The organism is Lactococcus muris (assembly GCF_042849115.1).
Taxonomy (GTDB): Bacteria; Bacillota; Bacilli; order Lactobacillales; family Streptococcaceae; genus Lactococcus; species Lactococcus muris.
Window position 1 is genome coordinate 1 of the sequence record NZ_BAAFQO010000023.1, and the last position, 24,292, is coordinate 24,292.

Here is a 24,292-nt window from a genome sequence, read left to right on the forward strand (position 1 = left end):
AGGCATTGTTTCATCTTGTTCCAACGGCCCATTAGAGGGAAAAAATAATCTCTGTAAGCTTATCAAGCGCATTGCCTTTGGTTTTGGGCGTTTTGATCATCTTAGAAAACGGATTTTGCTCCAACAACTCCTTGTCAAACGCAACTAAAAAAGCTGTCCTAAGACAACTTTTCACACACTGCTGTAACTCATTTTTTAGCGATTACCACCGCAGAGTTGACAGAGCCACTTTTCCGATACAAGTCGAGCCCTTTGGGGCTTTTTTTGTTTTCTTCCTTTACTTTCAAAAAAATTTAAAAAAGAAAAGATGGTAAGCATTTACATTTTTAAAAGTATGATATAATAGTCAAGTTATATATTCAGGCGAGTTAAGACAAATATTTTTTCGCCTGTAACTGAGCTTTCGAGCTTGGTCGTCATATTTGCCAAGGGCAAATTTAGAAAATTATAGGTGAAACAATTGAAATTCAACGAACTAGGCCTTTCAGAAGGCATTGTCGAGACTCTTATAGCTATCGGTTATGAGCAGCCAACGCCCATCCAGGAGCAAACTATCCAGTTAGCGCTCTCAGGACGTGACATTCTTGGTCAAGCTCAGACAGGAACAGGGAAAACAGCCGCTTTTGGCCTCCCAACTATCGAGAAAATTAATCCAGACAACAAGGCCATCCAAGCCCTTGTTGTTGCACCAACACGCGAACTTGCTGTGCAAGGCCAGGAAGAACTCTTCCGTTTTGGCAAATCTAAAGGGCTTAAAGTACGTACAGTGTTTGGTGGTTCAAGCATTGAAAAACAAATCAAGGCCTTGCGCTCAGGTGCCCATATCGTTGTTGGTACACCAGGACGTATGGTTGATTTGCTTAAGCGTAAAGCACTTGACCTATCACATCTTGAAACACTAATCCTTGATGAAGCAGATGAAATGCTCAACATGGGCTTTCTTGATGACATTGAGTTCATCATCGGAAAAACGCCAGCAGAACGTCAAACTTTGCTTTTTTCAGCAACAATGCCAAATGACATCAAAAAAATTGGTGTGAAATTCATGAAAAATCCTGAACACGTCAAGGTGGCTGCTAAAGAAATGACTGCGGATCGCATTGACCAATACTTTATCAAGACAAAAGAGTTTGAAAAATTTGATGTCTTGACGCGTTTGCTTGATGTTGAACGTCCAGAACTTGCAATTGTATTTGGGCGTACAAAACGCCGTGTAGATGAAATCACACGTGGTTTGAAATTACGTGGCTATCGTGCAGAAGGCATTCATGGGGACCTAGATCAAAATAAACGTTTACGTGTTTTACGTGACTTTAAAGGTGGACATTTGGATATTTTGGTTGCAACTGACGTTGCAGCGCGTGGTCTTGATATCTCAGGGGTTACTCACGTTTACAACTATGATATCACTCAGGATCAAGAAAGCTATGTCCACCGTATTGGACGTACAGGCCGTGCTGGTAAGTCAGGTCGTTCTGTAACCTTCGTCAGCTACAACGAAATGGGCTATCTTCGTGCTATTGAAAAGTTGACGAAAAAAGAGATGAAGGGTATGCGTCCACCAACAAAAGAAGATGCTTATCAAGCCAGCCTTTCTGTGGCTATGGATGAGATTAAACGTGACCTACAAGAGGAAAATCTCAAAGATAAGTTAAGCAAGTTTGATGCAGATGCAGAGCAACTGATGGCAGATTACGATGTTAAAGAACTCGTTGCAATGCTTATTCAAAGCCGTGTGAAGGATCCAGACACGATGCCAGAAGTCCAAATCACAGCAGAGCGTCCATTGCCATTTAACGGGGAAAACAAAGGCTTTAAGGGTAAAGCTAAAGGCGGAAAAGGAGGAAGCCGTTACGGGCGTGATCGGAGTAACAATCGCAGTGGCAAAGGTGGCTACCGTGGTAAAGCTGACGATAAGAAACGCAACTGGCGCGATCGTGACGATAAAAAACGAGAATATTACAAAAAAGACCGTAAACCTAAAACACAGGGTAGCGAAAAGCAAACCGGCTTTGTGATGCGAAACCGTGGTGATAAATAACCGAAAAAGCATCTTACCGTGGTTTTTTAAAATTCTTGAACCAGTGAAAAGTCTTTAAGTATCAGATGTTCCCTTTAGTAGCTAGGGGGACATTTTGTATATAGAAAGAAAAACTGAAATCGCTAATGGTGTTAGATTGAAGTCTTTAAAAATAGGAGGGAAAGCTGGAAGTGTTGTATTTCTTTCTTATAACTGTTTTTTCCAGATGGACAAACACCTGTTAGATTAGGAAGTTTGAAACCAATATTCATCAAAACTGACTCTCAATATGCTTACCTCTCACCGAGATAAAGAGCAGATTTATCAAGTCTCTTGACTTTTAGGTAAAGATTAGGTGGATATCTGGTGATGCTTATCGCTACAACTGTCAAAAGACTCTCTGGCTTATCCTTGGGAACAACTTTCCAATTTGCATTTGATAGAGGCTCTTTTGGATTTCAAGAGCAAAAATGTTCTTTGGTTCTACGAGTACTGCTCTTCTAACTTTACAGTGCAAGAAAGAAAAAAATAAGAGAACTAAGCAATTTGCTTAGTTCTCTTTTGAGCTTAAGGCAATGACAGCAGATAAGCTAGCTTAAGTAAAGCTTTCTTACTTTAAGGGGAAGTAACATGCAAAACATCAAAAGCTAAGTATCTGCCGTAGGGAATGTAGGAGTATAATCTTCTTTTAAAGATTTATACTAGGGACTTCATTTGACACCATACTCCACCAGGAACACATCCACTAACGATGAGCGGGAAGAGTTTAGCTTCTTTCATCCTTTCTCCTTTCTATAAAAAACAAATATTGCCTATGCAAGAACATTATCATGTTTTTTATAGAAAGTTTCAAGGGAGAAAAAATTCTTTTTAAGTAAGTATTTTTTATAAATATTGCGGAATATAAAGGTATTTATCTCTATTTTATCTCTTAAATGAAACTTTTTATGTGCGGATTTGTATCTCTTTTTTTCTTAATTGTAACATTCTGTTACAATATAGGTAAGAAAGAGATTTAATTTTTTCTAATTAAAGGTAACAGGAAGGAGTATAGAAATGGATAGGGATAAACGTCGATTTTGGATTATTATTGCATCTATTGCTGCTGCAGTAGTCTTACTATTGGGAAGCTTGTATATAGCGCTTGACTTTATTGAGGAGTGGCAAGAGCGGCAGCAGCTTACTACTCATCAGCAGGGGCCGCCGCGACAGATAGAGGATAGGGAGAGGGAGAGAAATCGTCCACCAACACAAGCCCCGCCGTCGGAGGAAGAGCGAGCACCAGCACCAGCACCAGAACAAGGTCCAGAAGGTAATCAGCAGAGAAGGCAGATCAGTCTAGATGAGGCACGCGAGATTGCCGAAAGGCATTTGCAGTCCCGTAATATTGATGCAAGTTTCCGAAATCATTCTGGCATTGAGCGCGAAGCGGGCACACGCGTTTGGGAACTTGAATACCGTGGAAGAGATGGTCTCACTCATGAGTTTTACATTGATGTCTATACAGGAGATATCGTGAAATTTGAAACAGGGGACTGGGATTAACACTTAAATAAAGTAGTCTTAGGGGCTACTTTTTTCTTGTTCTCACTTTAGAAAATTCATAAAATCCACATGAATTTCTTATTAAATTTTTGTTTCTTACAAATTTCTTATATAATGTTTTTATAAAGAAAGTGCAATATATAGAAATTATAGAAATCTATTTTATCCATTTGTAATTTTAATAACATGAATTTAACGTTATCTACTCCATTAAGTTCAAAAAGAGGAAACTTTATAATGACACATAAAATGAAAAATACGATTGAGGCGCTAAAAAATAAGCCGGCTGAAAGGGGGAAGTTTTCGGAAACGGCTGTTACTCAACTGGCGCATGAAGCAGCGGTCGAGTCACCAAGGTCTAACAGCTTTTCTTTTACCCAAGAAACAATTGACGATCTCAAAAAAGAGGCTGAAGCTGCAGCTCAACGAGCAGCAGAGCTCACACAGAGACGGGCACCGCCGTCTGGGGACTATGCTCAACCCTTGCCACAAACTTCAGAGCTGCCGCAAGAAGAAACTTTACTCATGATGCAGAATACTCTGCAACTGCAGATGCAAGCTTTTCAAGAGCAGTTGGAAGCTCAGAAGGAGGAGCAAGAAAGACAGAGGAGTACTCAGCCTCTTGTGATTCCTCAAGAAACCAAAACCGGTAAAGGGAAATGGGTGGGGAATATTATCTTCTATATCGTCTTAACAGCACTTTTCATCTTTATCGAGTCTGCTGTTATCTCGCAATCTGAAGATACGACACCTCGAAACATTGCGGGCTTTTCTCCCATGATTGTCCTTTCGGACAGTATGCGAGACGTTTACGCTCGTGGTGACTTTCTGATGACGCGAGATGTAGATCATCAATCTCTGGCAGTTGGTGATGATATCACCTTCATCACAGAGCAAGGGAGGACGGTCACTCACCGTATCGTAGGTATCCGAGAAAACCATCTGTCGACAGGTCAGCGTGGCTTTGAAACCAAAGGTGTGAACAATAGGCAGATTGACAGTGAGATTGTCCATGCGCGAAACGTGATAGGTAAGGTTATCTTCTCCAGTGCATTGATTGGTCATATATTGAGCTTTATCCGTGAGAACATGCTGTTGGCCTTTGTAACCTTTGTTCTCTTCCTTGTCTTCCTAGATGTTCTAATCAAGTATATCCTATCCTTCTTCCATGTACACCGTGAGAAAAAGCAAGGCAACCATGAAGCACTGGGAGAAAGAGAGGGACGCAAACCAGCCAAAGGCCGGAAAAAGAAAAGGCGTTTTGATAAAAACGAAACGCATAGCATATCTGACGAAGTCAGACCATAAAAAATAAAGTAAAAAATTACTAAACATAAGGAGTGTTTATGAAAAACAAAACATCGAAAAGAAAACTGTGGCCTGTTGTAGCCGCGGGTGCAGCTCTACTCTTGGCGGGTACATTTGCTTGGACGTCATTTAGCCAACGTGCCTTGAATGATATTGAGGGGCAACGTGTCCCAGAACATGGTGGACGTATCCACGACCAGTTTGACCGTGACTCTGGCAACAAGGATATCTTTGCTGAAAACTACGGCCAAGATACACTATTTGTTCGTATCAAGTTGAAAGAGTATATGGAAGTTGCAGGGCAGCCTGTTGATGCTGACCCAACAGTTGATCCTGATGACTCGAACACTTGGACAACATTTATCCCAGGTCCAGCAACAGGTGGTACAGATGCAACAGATGACCGTCAAGGTCCTCGCAGTTCACTTTTCAATGATTACTGGAACTGGAACTTGGGAATGGATCGCGTCCCAGGGATGACCATGTATTTCATGCCAACCTTTAATCTGGACCCAAATAACTTCCAGACAGCTGCAGCAGGGGATGCGCGTGACTTCCTCATCGATGGTGTAACACACCCAGGAGATGGGACAGAAGGCTTCTGGCAGACAGGTAACACAGCCAATTCTATCCGACCAGTAGGGGAAGAAACTGGTGATACTCATACAGCAACACCAGTATTAACACAAGACCGTGCGCCACTTACAGCTCAACAATGGTTGAGTCTCTCGGTTCCAGCACGCGGAGTTGGTCAAGCATGGATTATTGACCAAGAAAGTGGCTGGGCTTACTTTGCAATGCCACTAGAGTCTGGTGAGGCAACACCTTATCTTCTTGATGATATTGCTCAGACACCTGAATTTAATGATAACTTGGCTGCCAATTTCCCAGGGGCATCTGAACATGATTGGAGATACAGCATCCATGTCATCGGTGAGTTTGTTTCCTTTGATGATTTAGATCAATTCCTTGCTGCTCCAGAAGATGATACTACGGCAGCACAAGCTATCGTGGCACATCTTGAAAATCAACACACACCGCAACCATAAGCAGTATGAAAGACAGATAAAAAGAGAGAGGAAGCGCACTGAAAAATATTTTTCTGGGCAACTTCTCTTTTTTAGATGTTCTGTCTTTTACATGTTAGTAGGAGCAAGTGAAAATGACCTGCTAAGACAAGAGGAAGAAAGGCCCTATGAAAAAGAATCTGCCTAAAAAGTTAAAGACTTTTATTAAGATAATCGCCTTAATACTCCTAGCAGTATTCCTCATCTTTCCACTCCCCTATCGTATCGAAATTCCAGGTGGTGTTAAGCCTCTGAACGAAAGCATTGAGGTTTCGGGACACAAGGCGCCTGTAAAAGCTGATGGAGGTTTCTATCTGCCTACAGTAAAAACTGCGCCTGCCAATGTTAGTCTTCTTATCTATAATATCTTTGACCGATACGCAGACATTCATCCTGCTAATTCAAGAGAGCAAGCATTATCAAAAAGACAGCAGGACGAGATCATCAGCCAGATGCAGATGCGTGTGTCGGAGAACATCGCGATATGGGAAGCATTTCGTCTTGCAAGAAAACCGATAGATTTTGAGTATGGTGGAGCCTATGTTACAGACCTAGCAAGTAGTTCAAGCTTTCATTAGACTTGATTACCCATGTAGATGGGCAAAGCTTTGAAAGTAGTGAGGAGATGTATGAGTACATTAAAAAACAAGAAGTGGGTGCGCCAGTCAAGCTCCAGTATCAACGTGAGGTAAATGGAGAAAAAGTTGAGCAGGCAGCGGAGGGAAGCTATATCAAGCTGGATAATGGTGCGACAGGTATAGGTGTGACTCTGGTAGAAAAAACACGGCTGCTCAGTGAACCGCATGTCAGTATCAATGTTGGAGAAGTTAGTGGTCCTTCCGGTGGTTTGCTCTTTACTTTGGATATTTATAGCAAGCTAGCAGGAAGAGATCTGACTCAGGGACGCAAAGTGACAGGAAGTGCTTCAATAGCACTTGGTGGTGCAGTCTGGCCTGTCGGGGGCATCAGGCAAAAGGTGATTGCTGCTGAACGTCAGGAGATGGATGTATTTTTTGTTTATGATGATGGAACGACCCAGAACAGTAACAACTACATTCAGGCAAAGAATACAGCAGAATGGCTGCATTCAGACATGTCCATTGTACCTATAAATACCGTCCGCGATGCAGTGGAGTATCTTGAGGGACAGGGGACAGTCTGGCTAGAAGGAAGTGATAAAAAAACTCTGTAGAAGCAGCGGGGTCTGGCGATTTAGACTAAGAAAAGTACAGAAAAGAAACGAGAGACAAGTCGTAACATCTGTGAAGCTTAGTCAAGAAGATGTTTTGGAATGATTTATAAAATCTCTGAGACAAAAATATATCAAAAAAACTTAACCCCTGTATTCTTATACATATGGTTAAGCTTTTTTGTTTGAGGGCTTTAGATAAAGTTAGTTTTCTTCTCCCTTCATCACTGGGATGAAGGGATTAAGGGAATTTTAGAAAAAGAGTCAGACTGATACTAGGAAGCAGTCCGAGAGTTACATAACTCCTTGGGCCTACACAAACTCTTTGTACTGCTTTTTTACATGGATTTGAAGATATTGAATAACTTTGGGCTTGAAACCCGACAGCTGTATTGACATCAAAAATGGTTTTCTAAATGCTAAGTTTTGCCCTGACTGGGGCCTAGCATTTTGCCAAGCATGACATTTATTTGAATTACAAGCGATATTTATATTGTAACGGCAATCTTCTATATGTGTCGCTGAAAAATTTTAAATGTTTAAGAAAAATCGAGCAATTGACAAAAAATGCTGAAATGCTATAATAGTTACAACGAACGGCAGTGAGAGCCTTATCTCACAAGGAGCTGGGCCCGTCGAAAAGGTCTCAGTTTTTTTGTATAGAAAACACTTACTTTATTGAATGGTTAGGGAAGTGTGAAAAATATTTTTTAGATGTGAGTAGAAGCATTGGACTTCTTTATCAAAGATTAGGGGGAGGACTCATGTTTATAGAAACAAAAACAGTCTTAACGGAAGAGGAGAAACAAGCGGTTAGAGGGTTGGAGAGGAGTGTTCATCAATATGATGGAACATTTCGGTCGGCGTATTTGTCTAATCAATTCAACGTCTATCCGGATATGGAGGCTTTCTACCTAGGGTACGAAGATGACCAGTTGATTGGCTTTATTTTTATTGATGCAGATAATCCAGATGAAGCGACATTGTTTGTTTATGTTCATCCTGATCATCGGCAAAAGAGAGTTGCATCAGCTTTAATCGCCCAAGCAAAACAGCAGTTGGAAAAATATCGTATCCAATCCTGCCTCTATAAAACTGAACATGCTTTTCTTGAAAAAAACACTTGGCTACTGGATAAATTCTCGATTGATGATGAGAGAGAATTACTGATGAACGCGGAAAATCAACCGGGTAAGCCAATTGAGAATCAGGACTTAGAAGTAAAAGAAGCGACGTCTCAAGACATTGAGGAAATTGCCTTGTTTCAGGCAAATGTATTTGATGAAAGATTAGAAGAAGCGCGGCGATATGCTGAAGAAAGCATCAAAGACCCTCAGATTATTCAATACATTTTCAGAATGAAGGAGCAAATAGTTGGTTCAGCTGCCATTAGCTATGAAGAGCTATCTAATTATTTTTTCGGCTTAGCTGTACGCCCTGAAAATCAAAACCAAGGTATCGGCACAGCTGCTATTAGTTTAATGATGACGGATTTAAATCAGCGTAACACCTTGCCTTTTCAGCTGAGCGTGGTCAAAGACAATCACCGCGCCATTGCTGTTTATGAAAAAAATGGGTTTGAGATTGTGAGTGAGATTTTATACCTGAAAAACTAGGGATATTGTTCCTTGGAGTAAAACAATTGAAGAACAGAGTTAAGCACCCCTGCTGTATCGTATAGCGCATACTAGCTGGGAGTGCTTTTTTCATCCTCTACTTTTGCAGCCTCACGATTTACCCATCCATCACACATCACATTAATGAGAAGGTCTAAATAAATTGCTCTAAGCAGGCTAGTGTCTTGTGTTAAGGTTAGTCAATCCAATATTTTTAGGATGATTTTCGTAAACAAATTTTCCAGTTCCATCTGTTTTTTTATTTTATCGAATCGGCATCATGGACAATGCTATCAAGAGTAGAATGCTGCTTTTTTCAGAAAAATCTTTAGAAATATCATATAAACTCCTCTTTTTTCCGTTGTCATTTCATACCACTTACCTAGGATGATCTATATATCATGTGCCAAAATCGTTTCTGTTTGTGATGGACTCTTCTAATTTTATGGAAATAATCTCTGGTAAACCTGAAAATAGCAAGCAATCCCCAGTACTGCATTATTTTGTAATTTGACAGCTCCGAAAGAGATTTTCAGAGTACGCTTTAGCAGTAAAATTTCAGAAAGACTTGCCCTCACAGCCCGCCATATATTCAGCATGTCTACAAATAATCTTTCCTTTGCAAGTTTAGAATAAGAAAACCGCGGGAAATACTTATTATTTTTTAATGTAAAGCTTTTTTGATATAATGAGTTCATAAACTATATGTAACAAAAGTAAAATAAAGACACAAAATATATGTATTAGTAATTTTTTGTTTATAAAGGGTCTGATGTGGTCCATTTTGACTAGAAAGGAGGGGGTATGAACAAAACTCAGAAAGAAAAAGAGCCTGTAGAAAAGGTTATCTATCATGATCTTAGTGGTGGCGAGGACTTTGCGACTGCCGCTTGTGACTTTCCAGAAGATATTCAGGCCATTCAAGATAAGATAAGGGCAAGAATACTCGCTACTGAGTCACGCCTTGAAGAATCTCAGCAAGAAGCGCCTAGAGCTACAGGGTCTTTTAAAAAGCGAATAGATGTTCAATACCCTTCTTCGCGAACCAATGGTCCAGCGATTGTTCTTCCGCCAAAGTCTAAAGAAAAAGCGCAGCCCGTGATTTCTGCCCATTCTGTAGTACAAGAGCCAAGCAGATCAGCAAAAAAAGTCAAGAAAGAAGTGTTTTCTCATGAAGTTGAGAAAGAGCCCTCTCTTTCTCAAGAGCAGAAAGTCAGCCATAAAGTACCAACTGAGGAAGTTTCAACACAAGAAGAAACTTACAAATACTACTATGCACAGCCTAAGGAAGCCAAGCACTATCCAACAATCGTTGTCAATAAGTTGACGGTTTCTACAGCGCCGCGCTCTGAGTTTTATGGCGAGAATAAGTCGACTTTGGATCATGAAGAGCCTAAAAAGGGGCGACAAGCTTCCAAGGGTAGATTTAAACTTAAACCCCAGTCTAAAGCTGCGGGACTTTTGGGTAACACGATTTTCTATTTGGTTATCATTGTACTTCTAGTTTTCTTAGAATCTCAAGTGATTTTGCAGAATGAGAACGACAAACCGATAAATCTTGCAGGATTTTCACCGATGACAGTCCTTTCTCACTCGATGCAGAGCGTTTATCCTAAGGGCACTTTTCTTTTGACACGTCAGACAGATCCTAACAGCCTTGATATAGGTGATGACATCACTTTTGTGACTGAAGCCAATCGTACGGTTACACACCGAATTGTTGGTATTGAAGAAGATTATCTACGTACACGTGAACGTGGCTTTGTCACAAAAGGAGTGGACAATGAACGTGCAGATACTGAGATAGTCCATGCCAGTAATGTTGTTGGCAGGGTGATTTTTTCGAGTTATCCACTTGGACGGATTGTACAATTTGTGCGTGAGCATTTGATTGTTTCAGTTATCCTGATGCTTGTCTTTATGCTTGTGCTTCATGAAATGCTCACTTTCCTCATCTTAAGACGGAGACATGGCAGAGGAAGCAGAAGTACACCTCGAAGAACCAAACCAAAGAGTAGGACCAAGCGTCGCAAGTCAAATGAAAGAAAGGTGCTGTCCCATGAAGCAGTTTAACTTTCTCTCAAGAATAACTTTTAAAAAAAGGTACATTATTCCTATCTTGCTGCTGCTTGTTTTGAGCATCACTTCAGCAGGGACTTTTACGTGGACATCAATCAGTCAACGTGCGGTTAATGAAACGCGTTTTGAGGAACTTCCTGGTGGACGTTTGCATGATGACTTTGAAGGCTTGAATCACCTTACGCGTCAACAGGGACGCACCAACAAGGATATCTACGTGGAAAATTACTCCTCGGAAAATATTCTGGCTCGTGTTCGTCTCAGTGAATATATGGAGGTGGGAGCTGGTGCTGGATTGGCTGAAAACAATCATGCAACTCCTTTGAGTGGTGCAGGCTTAGAAAATGCAACTCTTGCTAATCATAACTCATGGGCCGTTGTTCGACCTGGTGGTTATCTTTCGGATGCAACGACTATTTCAAGTTTGCGTGATTATGTTACGCTCCATCTTGGAGATGACAACAGCCGGCCAAAAATTTTCATGCCAACCTTTAATCAAAACAACCAAAGTAAAGAGTCAAACACAACTGGTCGCGGTCTTGAAACATTGACAGGGGCCTATAACACCAACCTAGGCATTTCCATGCCAGGGACACATGACCAGTGGAGCTTGGGACAAACTCATACTTCAACCTTACGTACTTGGGATGTGAGAAACGGAGAAGAAGTTTTGACTTCTGATGTGACCCATACCGCTCAGGCAACGGTCCAATCACAACATGGTGGCTATATGACGATGAACGATTGGATTGCTTTAGGGCGTCCAATGGGGAATTTCTGGGTGCATGATAATGACGGCTGGCTCTATTGGGCAACATGGGTGCCGGCAAATTCGGCGACCAGTCTTTTACTGGATGCTTTAGAGGTTAATTTTTCCGATAGAGAAACTTTTTATGGCATGCATGTAGAGTCGGACTTAGCTACAGCAGAAGATTTAGACACTTGGCAAGGAGTGACAGCTTCTGCGAGTGACTTGCTGAACAATATTATCAACTGAGGGAAACTGAACGGTTCAGTAAACCATTGCCAAGAGGTGCCAGCCTGCTTGGGGAAGCTCCCCTTGCTCCCCCATAGAATTAAAGAATAGAGAAGCAAACTTATGAAAAAAAGCACCAAAACTTTTATTGCATTTTGTGTTTCAGTTGTGAGCTTAGTCTTGATTGGTGGGACTTTTGCCTACACAGATATCGCCCAACGTGCGTTGAATATGCTTGAAGGTGAGCCCTCTCTTGAATATGGGGGACGGGTCCACGATTATTTTGATGATGTATCAGGTAACAAAGACGTTTTTGTGGAAAATTTTGGAAGTGAGGCACTCCTTGCCCGGGTGAAATTTACAGAACTGTTTACTCAGAATGGTGTTTCGCTGGTTCAAGAGGGAAGCATTGACATAAACGATCCGATGACTTGGCCCACATGGATTCCTGGACCTGAAGCAAGTGCATCACCAGGAGGGACAGAAGCACTGGGCACACGCATTGGCAGCAATGCACCGATTAATGCTTATTTTCACTTGCAGTTAGGTCAAGCCACTCATGGAACGAATCGTCCGTGGTTCATGCCTACCTTTAATTTGGATTCAAACTCGATACGGACGGCAACTGCTGGTGCAGGTATTGATGTAGAAACTGGCGGAGCCACTCATCCCGGTGAGGGGACGGCTAATTACTGGACGGAAGGTATGTTTGATGCCTCTATTATGGGACCACCAGAATCACCCGAACAGCATGAGACACGCCAAGTGCTTGAACAGGAACGCCCACCAATGACTTTTGCTCAATGGCAAGCCTTGCGAGCAAGTGATCGTGTCGGGCATTTCTGGGTAATTGATCAAGAAACGGGCTGGGCTTATTGGGCAGACCTTTTACTTGGCGGACAAGCGACGAGCTTCCTCTTGGACAGTAAAGTTGTTCAGCCTGCGCTCAGTACGCTAAAAGGCGAAGGTTCTTATCAAATTCATGCCATAGGGCAATTTTCAATCAATGATCCAGCCTATCTGGAAGAGTTTTGGACAGAAGACATGGCCGCCAGTCTTAATACGGCTAATGGTCAAAGTATCATTCAGACAATTCAGGATATGTACGGGTAGAAAAATGTTTAGAAGTCAAGCCAACCATGTGGAAAGGAGTACTCGACTTGAATAGACTTAAACACATTTTAAGCAAATTAACAGTGAGAAGTCGTGTTCTCCTTTCTGCGCTTTTATTAACGATGCTGGTGACAGGGATTACGGGTACCTTGGCTTGGAACAGTGGCAGGCAAAGTGCGCTAAATCTTGGTCAAGCCAGAAGTGCGGAACGTCCTGTCCATTTACTTAAGCTAGAGATTGATGTAGAGGGAAATCGAACGGAGGTTCCCGTACCTGGTGCGGATTTCCTATTGTTTAGAATTCCAGACCAAGATCCAGAAAATCCAGAGCAAATTCAGACAACCTTCACTACGGATCAAGAAGGGCGAATCACAGTGTCTTTGCCACCGGGGCGCTACTTTTTCCAAGAGGTTCGCCTACCTTATGGTTTTGCACCGGAACTAGATGGAGAGCAGCAGCCGATTCGTCGATATGACTTTACCGTTAGTGCTGAAAGTAATAATGAAGTTCCTATCGTTACAGCCTATAATCAGCGTTTGGCTGGCGATTTGATTATCGAAAAGACCTTAGTCAATGATGATGGTCGTGAGCTAACGGAGGAGCAGCGGGCACAGCTTTTTGAGTTTCGTGTCACTTTCTCAGATGGCGGGACTTACCGTTACCAAATTAATGGTCAAGGAGAGCACCACGAGCTTGAGTCAGGAGAAACTTTACAGCTCCGTCATGGGCAGCGTGCTGTGTTTACGGGTATTCCCATCGGTGTTCATTACATTGTGGAAGAAATTGACTTCCAGCATGGTCAGGCAAATAACTCATCAGGGAACATTCACTCTGAACCATCGATTGCAGCCTTTACTAACCGAGATATGACACGGTTGGGGAATCTTATTTTGGAAAAAGAAGTTGTGAACTCAGACGGCTCAGCTGTTACAGATGAACAAAGAACCATTGACTTTAGATTTGAACTTCAATTTTCAAATGTACCAGAGGATGCAGCTTTTCGGTATACGACTAACCGTTACCAGATTGATGAAGATCCAGGAAATGATGGGGATATACGTGAAGGCACGGTGTCGAATGGCGATACAGTCACGCTCCGTCATGATGAAGTTCTTACCATTCATGACCTGCCAGTAGGAGCCTCTTACCAGATTCGTGAATTGGAAACTGCAGGCTTTGTTTCGGGAACGGAAGTTGTCCAAGGAAGTATCGTTCAAGATGCGCCAAATAGGCATCACTTTGTCAACAGTTATCAGGTGGGTGGTGTTGAACCAACACCAGCAGTTCTCTCTTTTGAAAAGCAAGTTCTTTCATCAGATGATGAGATATTACGTGAACGAGAATTTGAGTTTGAAGTGACTTTTGAACCGAGCGAAGCTCATGTTTTCCAATACCGTATCATCGAAGACGGTGTAGGGGGTGAGTTGCAAAACTTTGTATCTGGTGACACTATACGCTTAAGGCATGGTCAAACAGTTGCCTTTGCAGACCTGCCTCCGGGACTAGCCTATACCATCCGTGAGATACCAAGCGATGACTTCTTCGAAATGCTTGAAGAAGTGAGAGGAACAACGATAAACGGTGGTGCTTCACATTATGTCTTTGTCAACCGTGAGGTGCCTCGTGGTTCAGCTCAGTTGATTATCGAAAAAAACGTTTTGGGTGTGGGATATGACACCAATCACGAGTTTCTGTTTGATCTTTATATTAATGGGGTTAGACAAGACGAGGTGATTCGTTTGCGTAGCGGGCAAAGCTCAGCACCAATCGCTCTTGAATTAGGTGACCATTGGCGAGTTGTTGAACAGGATAGTTTCGGTTCTGGCTTTGTTCAAGAGGGTATCAGTAACGGGACAGGAAGTGTTGAACTGGAGCACGTTGGGCAAAATATTCATGTGCGTCAAACCAACCGTTATGTTCATGAAACCATTCAGTTATCGGGAGTCAAAACTTGGGAAATGCCTGAAGGTGTCCAAACGCCTCGACATATCACCATTCAGCTCTTGCAAGGTGATTTCGTTGTTCGACAGCTGAACGTTGAAGGACCAAACTGGACCTATACTTTTGAAGGTTTGCCAAAGTTTGACGATAATGGCGAAGAAATTCAGTATCGCATTCGTGAAGTGCCGATTCCAGGATGGGACGCAAAAACGACCCCTGAAAACATCAACCTTCATAATGTCTGGGTGGACCCTGTTCAAGTAAGCTTAGAGGTTGAAAAACAGATTACTGGGGATACTAGCCCGAATGATGAAACCTTTGAATTTATCATGAATCCGGGCAGCCATGTGGTGCATATTATCAACAGTGGTCGTGTACATTTTCCAGAAGTTTCTTTTGACCGTCCTGGAACCTTTGAATTTACTGTTCATGAGACACGAGGCAGTAGCCTAGGGTGGACTTATGACAATGCAGAGTACAAATGGTTTGTCAGGGTGGAACAAGGTCAAGACGGTTTACTTGTTTTGGCAGAGCAATGGTTAACTAAAAATGGTGATCGGGTTGAAGGACTGCTTCCTGTCTTTGTCAATGCTTTTGACAAGTCAGCCCTACTCACTGAAACGGTTAATATACCAGTGAAAAAGCTCTGGGATCATAAAGAATTGACAGCAGATTTGCAGCCGGATGCTATCATCGTTCAACTTATGGTAGGAGACAGAGAGATTAGCCGGAGACAGCTTACAGCAAGTACGGAATGGCAAACATTATTCCAGAATTTGCCTCGTTATGACTCAGAAGGACGAGAAGTTGACTATCAAATAAGGGAGCTTCCTGTGAATGGTTACAGGGCTGAAGTAACAGGCAATGTTCAAGAAGGTTTTGCCATTCAAAACACTTATGTTGGTATGACTGAACCTCCGAGCGAAACGCCAGATGCACCAAGCACGAACAACCGCTTGCCTGATGTTGGAGATACACTGACTATCACAGCTGTTGCTTTAGGGTTGGTGAGCTTGCGTATCGCCTATCTTCTCTATAAAGAAAGCAGAGGAAGCAGGTCTTAAGGTACAGAAAAGAAAGTGGAACAAAAGTTCTGAAAACAAAAAACGCTTAACCATACATGTAATAATGTTGTGGTTAAGTGTTTTTTTGTTTGTACACCCCTAGATGAAAGTAATCAAGTCTCTACTTTGTATTACAGATTCTTTCTTTCAAGCTTGGCTAGCATCAAGTGTATTCAGATGACTCCTTAAATTAATAGACCGTACTCTTAGATAGGGTAAACACAAAGAGTACCCTCTCTAGATACTCACAGCTGTGCACCAGACGTATCCGATAGGGCATTTGATTCCAACAAGACCAAGAAACTTAGCTTTTTCCATAATTTTCTCCTTTCCTATTTAGTTATACTTGCAGACAGACCATCTAGATTCAAACAGCTTCAGCGCAGTATTGACTTTCTAGTTGTTCATCCACATCTATTCGAGTGCGTGTGCTGTCAAATAGCACATGCAGGTAGAACTGCGGTTTTCAATTTAAGAAAACTAGAAACTGTAAGAATTATAAGAATTAGAGGAGGGACACCAGCTCCAGCGGTCAGAGCAGTTAGTCCCGATAGGGGTAAAGAATTTTGCTTTTTCCATATTTTTTCTCTTTTCCTGTTTTAGTAAAATTAAGGCTTAATTTTAAAGTTTCAGTTTATAAAAAAACAATAATTTCCAAGATACTGTAGTCCGATAAAGTTCAGTAGAATCACACGTTTGGTCTTGTAGATACGAGTGTACACCAAAGCCATACAGGGTCACATATTGGACCAGCACTAAAAAATTTTGCTTTCTCCATGTTTTCTCCTCTCTTTAAAAGTTATCTTCAATGACATTATCATATTTTTAGCTGAATGTTACAAGCGGTAAAAATTCTTTTTTTAGTAAAGAATTGTTTAACATGAGAGATGAATAGTGATTCATTTGAAATATTTATTGCGCATGCATCACCTTTTTTATGGGGAAAAGATAAATATTTTTTATCATTTGCTGCCGCTATAGATAAAGTACAAGGAGAATAAATAGGGGAATTATGATAGAATAGCTCTATGACAAATAATACATTTAAATCAGGATTTGTAGCGATTTTAGGTCGACCAAATGTTGGTAAATCAACATTTTTAAACCATGTAATGGGACAAAAAATTGCCATTATGAGTGACAAGCCACAAACGACACGTAATAAGATTCAAGGCATTTATACGACAGACAAGGAGCAGATTGTTTTCATCGATACGCCAGGTATTCACAAGCCGCATAATGCCTTGGGTGATTTTATGGTGCAGTCTGCTTATTCTACCTTGCGTGAATGTGATGTGGTTCTTTTCATGGTCGCGGCGGATGAACCGCGTTCTACAGGTGAAAACATGATTATTGAACGTTTGAAAAAAGCAGAGGTTCCAGTCATCCTCGTGGTGAACAAAATTGATAAAGTTCATCCAGATGCCCTTTTCGAGACTGTTGCAGACTATACTTCACAAATGGATTTTGCTGAAGTTGTTCCTATTTCTGCCCTTCAAGGAAATAATACAGAGCGTTTGCTGGAAATATTAAGTGCCAAGCTTGAGGAAGGCCCACAGTACTTTCCAGAAGATATGGTAACCGATCATCCAGAACGTTTCTTGGTCAGCGAAATGATTCGTGAAAAAATCTTGCTCCTAACACGTGAAGAAGTACCGCACAGTATTGCAGTAACTACAGACTTAATGAAGCGTGACGAAGAAACTGGAAAAATTCATATCATGGCGACGATCATTGTCGAGCGTAAGAGCCAAAAAGGAATTATTCTCGGCAAAGGCGGGGACATGATTCGTAAGATTGGGAAGCTGGCCCGCCGTGATATTGAGTTGATGCTGGGAGATAAGGTTTATCTTGAGACTTGGGTTAAGGTAAAAAATGACTGGCGCGACCGTAAGATGGATTTGTCCGACTTTGGTTATAGAAAAGAAGACTATATGTAAAAGTTGGCTCTTAGGAGCTGCTTTTTTAATGCGCTGCCAGAATTGCTCCTAAAAGGAGCTAATTCTGGCCGGCAAGTCCTATAGGAGCTTGCCTAAACGCCTTATTAGGTTAAAATCAAAAAAATATTGTTTTTGATTTTAACCGTCATAATGCCTGCCTCTCCCCTGCTCCTAAAAGGCGCTCATCCTGGCCGGCAGGTCCTATAGGACCTTGCCTAAGCGCCTTATTAGATTAAAATCAAAAAAATATCGTTTTTGATTTTCCTCGTCATAATGCCTGCCTCTCCCCTGCTCCTAAAAGGCGCTCATCCTGACCGGCAAGTTCTGTAGGCCTTTTCCTAAGCGCCTTATTAGGTCAAAATCAAAGGAATATCGTTTTTGATTTTCCTCGTCGTAATGCTTTAACTCTAATAGGCTTCAATGTTGAATGGCAAGTTTTGTGGAAGTGGCTTCAATATTTTATGAAGCTAAATCTTTGCATTTTTAATTTCCAAAATTTTAGCATCATTGCTTGTTTTGGGGCTCGAATACTGCCTTTTCTTCTTCCAGATATGCAAGGTCCTGTGATTTCATGAAAGGGATATAGATGAGGATACAAAGAATCAGTTGTACCAGCTGGGCAACAATACCTTGCCAACCATTTGTGAGGAAACCACCGAAAATAATCGGAAAGCCTGTTGGAAGGTTGACACCATTTTGATAGGGGAGAAAGCCGATGACTGTCAAGAGCCATGCAGAAAAGACAGAGACAGCAGGTGTCAGCATTAAGGGGATAAGCATTCGGATATTCATAATCTGTGGCAGTCCAAATTTTACAGGTTCAGATATCCCAAACATAGAAGGAATGACGGCAAGTTTACCAACTGATTTGAGTTGTTCAGATTTACACTTGAAGATTGCAAGCAAGGCGACCGCAAAGCTTCTGGCTCCTCGGTTATTTAGAATAAAACCTGTAGTGAATAAGAAGGGGAGTGCTTGCCCAGTGCTATAGGCTTCGAGGTTAGCCATTTGCGGTTGTTGATAAACCATCATAAGGACAGGATAAACCGCAAGTACACCGTGAATACCAAAGAACCAGATAAGTTCGATAAAGGCGACGATAAACATGACGGCAAAAATATTTGAGCCCAAGGAGAGAAGCGGTTTTTGCAAGAGGTCATTGATTAAGTTGATCATGCTGCCCTGTGCGGTAAGAGAAACAAGAAGAAAAATTCCTCCCATTACTGTGGCTACTAGTATTCCGGGCAGAATGGATTCAAAGGTTTTTTGAACCACTGGCGGAACGGAGTCAGGCATTTTAATTGTTAATTTTTTCTCCATAAAAAAGATATATAGGCGTGTCCCGACTAGTCCACCAATCATCGCAACAAATATACCAGCATAGCCTAAATCCACGAGATTTAAAAACTGTGTTTTATCCTCAGCGGACAAGTTGCTTAGGATAAAAAAGGACAGGGTTCCAACAACTGTAGCATTTAGCGGCTCGTGCTTTAGATTTGTTGCCAGTTTATAAGAAACGAGTAGCGCAACATAAACAGCTACAATGCTAATGGTCATGGCATTGATTTGTTCAAAGAATTTGGTCAGACCGATACTTTGGAAGAAGGGCTTGATGCCCCAAAAATCGATGGCATTGAGTAAAGAGGCAGCAGAACTAATCATCATGATTGGCATCATTCCCATCATTGCCTCGGAGATTGTACGCATGTATAAATTACTGGACATTTTCCCTGCCGTCATGGCAAAGACCTGTTTGATTTTATCGTATTTCTTTTGATTCATCTTCTTTACAACATTACTCATTTTTAAAGTCTCTCGCTGCTTTCTAAGTATCTTTCCTTGAGATACTGAATTTGCTTTTCCGTAATTGAAAGTTCTTTTTTTGCATAGTTTTCAATGCTTTGATAGTGAGCCTCGATATAATTTAGGGCTGCTCCCAGAAACCTTGTGTCCGCTTTTTTAAAATAACTTATGGCTTTTACCAGCGAGGGATTTCCCGTTTCTTCCTTAATTTTTTCAAGACTCTGCTGATTTTTATCTTTCTTATAGAGGTTAGTTAAAAGATAGTCTTTGAGGATATCTTTTTTTGCTACGCCAAGCAAGCCTTGCAGGAGGGCAACGCCGTATCCTGTCCGATCTTTTCCGCCTCGGCAGTGTTGAACGATTTTTCCATTATCAGGGTTTAAATAAATCTCTATCATACTTTTATAAACCATTTTACAGTGCGAATCAGTTACAAAGGCATGGTTTTGCTTAATCATTAAAAACTCGACCAAGTCAGGTGTTAACTTACTTTGGTCAGCCATATCGATTTCCCCATATTCTGCAGAAGCTAAGGCTGCTATATCCGCGATGGGCGTCAGATAAAAAGTTTTTTTCTGTCCGAAGTCTTTGTTTTCATTCCCTTGACGTTCTTTGGGGCTTCGATAGTCAATGACACTTTTTATATTTAACTTTTGCAGCGTTTGTCTGTCTTTTTCTGTCAGGTGACTGAGTTCATCTGAGCGGTATAAAATTCCTTTCTTAAGTCTCCTTCCCTCTGTCGTTTCATAACCTCCAAAATCTCGGAAGTTATAGAGTTGTTCCAAGTGAAGCTTGTCCATTAACTTTTATCCTTTCTTTTTTACACTTAGTATAAAAAAATTTGAATAGAAAATATAGAGTATTTGCTGAGTTTGACAGCTTTTCCCAATCTTTTGGGATTTGTCTTAAATTTTTGGGAGAGCACGCCATAGAGCAGCTCTCCAACAACAGCCTTCACCGTTTGGGCTAAAATTTCTGATTTGTTTGTCAATTCTCCTCGCCTTACACGCATAAAACGTCTTTGACCTTTAAAATTTCATCTCAAAGGAGTTAAAAAGCAGTTTTTGTGTGTGAGCCTAATAATGAGAAATTATCTTTTTAAGCAGTTGATAGACGAACGCTGTTTTTCAAAAAGATCATTTTTCATCTCTGGTGAAATTGATTTCAAGCTAGAACCTTGCCTAATTGAGTTTAAATCTTTACTGGGGCATAAGAATACTGCAGTTGAGCGTTTTTTGTGCTGGTTTTCTTCCAGCTCCTTTTTTTATTTATAGAGTTAAATGTTATAATGAAAACGAATATAGACAAAAGAGTTTTTAAAACAACATAAAGCTGCTATAAAAGGAGGATGTCTTGGCAACATTAGAGGAAGTTATTGGACCATATTTGAACGATTTATCTGACAACGAAAAACAAACTTATCATGCTTTGATTGAGCATCAAAGAGACATTCCTAATCTCAGCCTAACCCAGATGGCAGAGCGCATTTACACCTCCAAGTCCTCACTTTTACGCTTTATTCAAAAATTAGGGTTTAAGGGCGTTTCTGATTTCAAGTATTCTCTTGATTGGTCTTTGCCACATGTGGAAGTAGGGCAGGCTGATTTTGACTTGGGGGAGACTGTGCAAGGTATAGACAGTATGTTGACGAAAGGCTTATTGGTGGGGTTTAATGAGCTGATCAAGTCTTCCTCACCCATTTATCTTTGTGCTTCTTCAGAGAGTCAGTACATTTTAATGGAGCTCTTTTCTTATCTCCTCTTGAAAAAGGGCTATCCTTCTTCTCGCCTTCGCATTTCTTCTGCTTCAGAACTTACGATGACAGTATTTAAAAGGCTTTCCAGTCAATCCCTAGTGATTTTTTTCTCAGCACATGCGAAATCTTCAGCGGTCCGGAACGCTTTATACAGCCTTAAAAAACGAGAAATCTCGACCATATTAATCACTGGGCACTCGAGCGAATCGTTAAAAGCGGAGGTGAAGTTACTTCTCGCGATGGATTTTCCTAGTCATCTTTCAGGTATATCCAGTCTTAGATTAGGTTTAAGCAGCCTGTTTATTAATCGTCTTCTAGAAAAGGCCTTATAAAGACAAGTAAAAGTTCTGGAGTAACTTGTTTTTCTCATGCCATAATATCGAAAAAACCAATATTATATATTGATTTAGAGTTAGAAATAGGATATAATATTGAAGTGTTCAATATTTTGTGATGAAATATATCTGGATGAAACAACTTTAACAACAAGATAGGATGCTAGAGAAGATGCCTGAATTACCAGAAGTCGAAAACGTTAGGCAAGGCTTGGAAAAGCTGGTGAAAAACAAAAAAATCCTCAGTATTGAGAGTTCTTATCCAAGAATGGTTCTGACGGGATTTGAGGAGTTAAAAAAAGAACTTGAAGGACGGGAAATTAAAGCTATTAAGCGACGAGGTAAATATTTGTTATTTGACTTTGGACAATGGACGCTAATTTCTCATCTGCGCATGGAGGGGAAGTATCGTGTTGAACCTCTAGATTTTGAAAGTCAGAAACATGACCATATCTTTGTGAGATTTTCGGATGCAGTACTTGTTTATGCAGATGTGCGGAAGTTTGGGACATGGGAGCTGCTAGATTCTGGAGAAGTTGAGCACTATTTTATATCGAAAAAGATTGGCCCTGAGCCCAGAACGGAAGATTTTGATGAGACCCTCTTTTCAAAAAAACTGCATCAATCGCAAAAGAAGATTAAGCCTTATTTATTAGACCAAACTTTGGTTGCTGGTCTAGGAAATATTTATGTGGATGAAGTGCTCTGGCGGTCACAGGTACATCCAGAAACAGTGAGTTCAGAGCTAAGTGCAAAACAAATTCATCTTATTCATGATAAGACGATTGAAGTATTACAGACAGCAGTGGAACGTGGGGGTTCTAGCATCCGCACTTATAAAAATGCGATGGGGAAAGAAGGGAGCATGCAGGAACTCCTTATGGTTTATGGTAAGCAAGGGGAAATTTGCCCCCGCTGCCATAAAGCCGAAATCGAAAAAATAAAGGTTGCAGGCCGCGGCTCACATTTTTGCCCACATTGTCAAAAAATAAAGTGAAAATTCAAGATTTTTACGTGTAAGATTATGGGATGCAATCAGTTTCAAACAAAATGAAAAATGCTATAATATAAAGAGCAAAAAGATTAACGGAGAAAGTAATGGCTACAAAGAAAAAGAAAAAATTAGAAGATATTACAAAAAAATATGGTGCAGAGCGTGAAAAGGCATTGAAAGAGGCCCTTGATCTTATCGAAAAGGACTTTGGGAAAGGCTCTTTGATGCGTTTGGGAGAGGCTGCCAGTCAAAAAGTTCAAGTGACAAGCTCGGGGAGTTTAGCGCTTGATATTGCGCTGGGAGCTGGGGGATATCCCAAAGGACGTATCATCGAAATCTATGGTCCAGAAAGTTCTGGTAAAACAACCGTTGCTCTTCATGCAGTTGCTCAAGTGCAAGCCGAAGGCGGTATTGCAGCCTTTATTGATGCCGAGCATGCCTTGGATCCCGTTTATGCAGCAGCTATTGGCGTAGATATCGATCAGCTTCTTTTATCACAACCTGATTATGGTGAACAAGGCCTGCAGATTGCGGAAAAATTGATTGAGTCAGGCGCTGTTGATCTTGTTGTTGTTGACTCAGTAGCTGCTTTGACACCTCGGGCCGAAATTGATGGAGAAATTGGAGATTCTACAGTCGGCTTACAAGCTCGTATGATGAGCCAAGCTATGCGTAAGCTTGCTGCAGGCATTAACAAGACAAAGACAACAGCTATTTTCATCAACCAATTGCGTGAAAAAGTTGGTGTTATGTTTGGAAGCCCAGAAACAACACCGGGAGGGCGTGCGCTCAAGTTCTATGCTTCTGTACGCCTAGATGTACGTGGAAGTACAAAAATCGAGGAAGGTTCTGGGGACAATAAAACGGCTATTGGTAAGTCAACGAAAATCAAGGTTGTAAAAAACAAGGTTGCGCCACCATTTAAAGTAGCTGTAGTTGACATCATGTTTGGTGAGGGAATCTCAAAAACAGGTGAACTTTTGACAATAGCTGTTGAGGAGGGCATTGTTAAAAAAGCAGGTGCTTGGTTCTCTTATAATGACGAAAAAATCGGTCAAGGCGCAGAAAAAGCAAAGGCTTTTCTTAAGGACAATCCAGATATTTTCAATGAAATTGACCGTCAAGTACGTCAAAAATATGGTTTGATTGAAGGCAGTGAGAAAAAAGAAAGCGAAGAAGCCGAAGATAAAAAGACTGATAAAAAAGTGAGCAAAAAAGCAAAGGCTGAGACTGCTGCCGTGGAAGAAATTGAACTCGAATTAGAATAACAGAAGGGCTAGCTTCTGAATGAAATCGTGGCTGTTGAGAAACAGCAACAATTCTTGAAAATAAAAAATGGAACGCAAGCATGCAGTTCCGGTTCTGTATAATCTGTGGTGGTAGATTAAAATCTACTGCCCTTTTTTTATACCTTGAATAGTCAAGTTAAGTGCAACACCTCTTCAAAAAAGATTTCATAAGGTGTTTTCCAGCCCAAGACCTTTTTTGGTCTTAGATTAAGTTTTTCAATATATTTATCAATGGTTTCAGAAGGTACTTCATCCAT

General features: G+C 41.1%; 18 protein-coding genes and 1 pseudogene. 16 read left to right on the plus strand and 3 right to left on the minus strand.

Annotated elements, in window-relative coordinates:
- The 13 genes from ACGHCK_RS10565 to era form a co-directional block, all read left to right on the plus strand.
- On the plus strand, positions 1–148 hold a 148-nt coding region (locus tag ACGHCK_RS10565; RefSeq protein WP_394304575.1), incomplete at its 5' end, for a transposase.
- A 312-nt stretch (positions 149–460) separates the two neighbouring features.
- Entirely contained in the window at positions 461–2,041 is a 1,581-nt protein-coding gene (locus tag ACGHCK_RS10570; protein ID WP_251423362.1) for a DEAD/DEAH box helicase, read from the plus strand.
- A gap of 1,035 nt (positions 2,042–3,076) precedes the next feature.
- Complete coding sequence (locus ACGHCK_RS10575) at positions 3,077–3,565, plus strand: PepSY domain-containing protein (RefSeq protein WP_251423365.1); 489 nt, start codon at positions 3,077–3,079, stop codon at positions 3,563–3,565.
- A 237-nt stretch (positions 3,566–3,802) separates the two neighbouring features.
- Complete coding sequence (locus ACGHCK_RS10580; RefSeq protein WP_251423368.1) at positions 3,803–4,873, plus strand: signal peptidase I; 1,071 nt, start codon at positions 3,803–3,805, stop codon at positions 4,871–4,873.
- Positions 4,874–4,911: 38 nt separating this feature from the next.
- Complete coding sequence (locus ACGHCK_RS10585; protein WP_251423370.1) at positions 4,912–5,922, plus strand: hypothetical protein; 1,011 nt, start codon at positions 4,912–4,914, stop codon at positions 5,920–5,922.
- Between the two features lie 146 nt (positions 5,923–6,068).
- Complete coding sequence (locus ACGHCK_RS10590; protein WP_251423374.1) at positions 6,069–6,518, plus strand: hypothetical protein; 450 nt, start codon at positions 6,069–6,071, stop codon at positions 6,516–6,518.
- Positions 6,519–6,565: 47 nt separating this feature from the next.
- Positions 6,566–7,132 carry a S16 family serine protease gene (locus ACGHCK_RS10595; RefSeq protein WP_251423377.1) on the plus strand — a complete coding sequence of 189 codons (567 nt, stop codon included), beginning with the start codon at positions 6,566–6,568 and terminating at the stop codon, positions 7,130–7,132.
- A gap of 761 nt (positions 7,133–7,893) precedes the next feature.
- The gene (locus ACGHCK_RS10600) at positions 7,894–8,745 is read left to right on the plus strand and encodes a GNAT family N-acetyltransferase (RefSeq protein WP_251423380.1); all 852 of its coding nucleotides are present in this window, start codon (positions 7,894–7,896) and stop codon (positions 8,743–8,745) included.
- Between the two features lie 804 nt (positions 8,746–9,549).
- Positions 9,550–10,818 (plus strand): signal peptidase I, encoded by a 1,269-nt coding sequence (locus tag ACGHCK_RS10605; RefSeq protein WP_251423382.1) that lies wholly within the window; start codon positions 9,550–9,552, stop codon positions 10,816–10,818.
- On the plus strand, positions 10,805–11,821 hold the full coding sequence (locus ACGHCK_RS10610) for a hypothetical protein (RefSeq protein WP_271328269.1): 1,017 nt from the start codon (positions 10,805–10,807) through the stop codon (positions 11,819–11,821). The genes ACGHCK_RS10605 and ACGHCK_RS10610 overlap by 14 nt, the downstream gene beginning before the upstream one ends.
- A gap of 102 nt (positions 11,822–11,923) precedes the next feature.
- Positions 11,924–12,913, plus strand: a complete 990-nt coding sequence (locus ACGHCK_RS10615) for a hypothetical protein (RefSeq protein ID WP_271328270.1) — start codon at positions 11,924–11,926, stop codon at positions 12,911–12,913.
- Between the two features lie 47 nt (positions 12,914–12,960).
- Complete coding sequence (locus ACGHCK_RS10620; RefSeq protein WP_251423390.1) at positions 12,961–15,918, plus strand: DUF7601 domain-containing protein; 2,958 nt, start codon at positions 12,961–12,963, stop codon at positions 15,916–15,918.
- 1,028 nt (positions 15,919–16,946) lie between these two features.
- Positions 16,947–17,858 (plus strand): GTPase Era, encoded by a 912-nt coding sequence (gene era / locus ACGHCK_RS10625; RefSeq protein WP_202230445.1) that lies wholly within the window; start codon positions 16,947–16,949, stop codon positions 17,856–17,858.
- A 504-nt stretch (positions 17,859–18,362) separates the two neighbouring features.
- Here era and ACGHCK_RS10630 read toward each other — a convergent pair.
- Together ACGHCK_RS10630 and ACGHCK_RS10635 are read right to left on the minus strand one after the other, a co-directional pair.
- Positions 18,363–19,661 carry a PTS sugar transporter subunit IIC gene (locus ACGHCK_RS10630; RefSeq protein ID WP_251423393.1) on the minus strand — a complete coding sequence of 433 codons (1,299 nt, stop codon included), beginning with the start codon at positions 19,659–19,661 and terminating at the stop codon, positions 18,363–18,365.
- A gap of 2 nt (positions 19,662–19,663) precedes the next feature.
- Positions 19,664–20,461 (minus strand): tyrosine-protein phosphatase, encoded by a 798-nt coding sequence (locus ACGHCK_RS10635; protein ID WP_202230443.1) that lies wholly within the window; start codon positions 20,459–20,461, stop codon positions 19,664–19,666.
- A gap of 553 nt (positions 20,462–21,014) precedes the next feature.
- Between ACGHCK_RS10635 and ACGHCK_RS10640 the strand changes: the two genes are divergently transcribed.
- From ACGHCK_RS10640 to recA, 3 genes are all read left to right on the plus strand, one after another.
- A complete protein-coding gene (locus tag ACGHCK_RS10640) occupies positions 21,015–21,749 on the plus strand; it encodes a MurR/RpiR family transcriptional regulator (protein ID WP_251423396.1) in 735 nt (244 codons plus the stop codon).
- A gap of 175 nt (positions 21,750–21,924) precedes the next feature.
- Positions 21,925–22,749, plus strand: a complete 825-nt coding sequence (gene mutM / locus ACGHCK_RS10645; protein WP_251423399.1) for a DNA-formamidopyrimidine glycosylase — start codon at positions 21,925–21,927, stop codon at positions 22,747–22,749.
- A gap of 101 nt (positions 22,750–22,850) precedes the next feature.
- Positions 22,851–24,014 carry a recombinase RecA gene (gene recA, locus ACGHCK_RS10650; RefSeq protein WP_202230440.1) on the plus strand — a complete coding sequence of 388 codons (1,164 nt, stop codon included), beginning with the start codon at positions 22,851–22,853 and terminating at the stop codon, positions 24,012–24,014.
- A gap of 152 nt (positions 24,015–24,166) precedes the next feature.
- Here recA and ACGHCK_RS10655 read toward each other — a convergent pair.
- Positions 24,167–24,292: pseudogene (locus ACGHCK_RS10655) on the minus strand (IS30 family transposase); the annotation flags it as partial.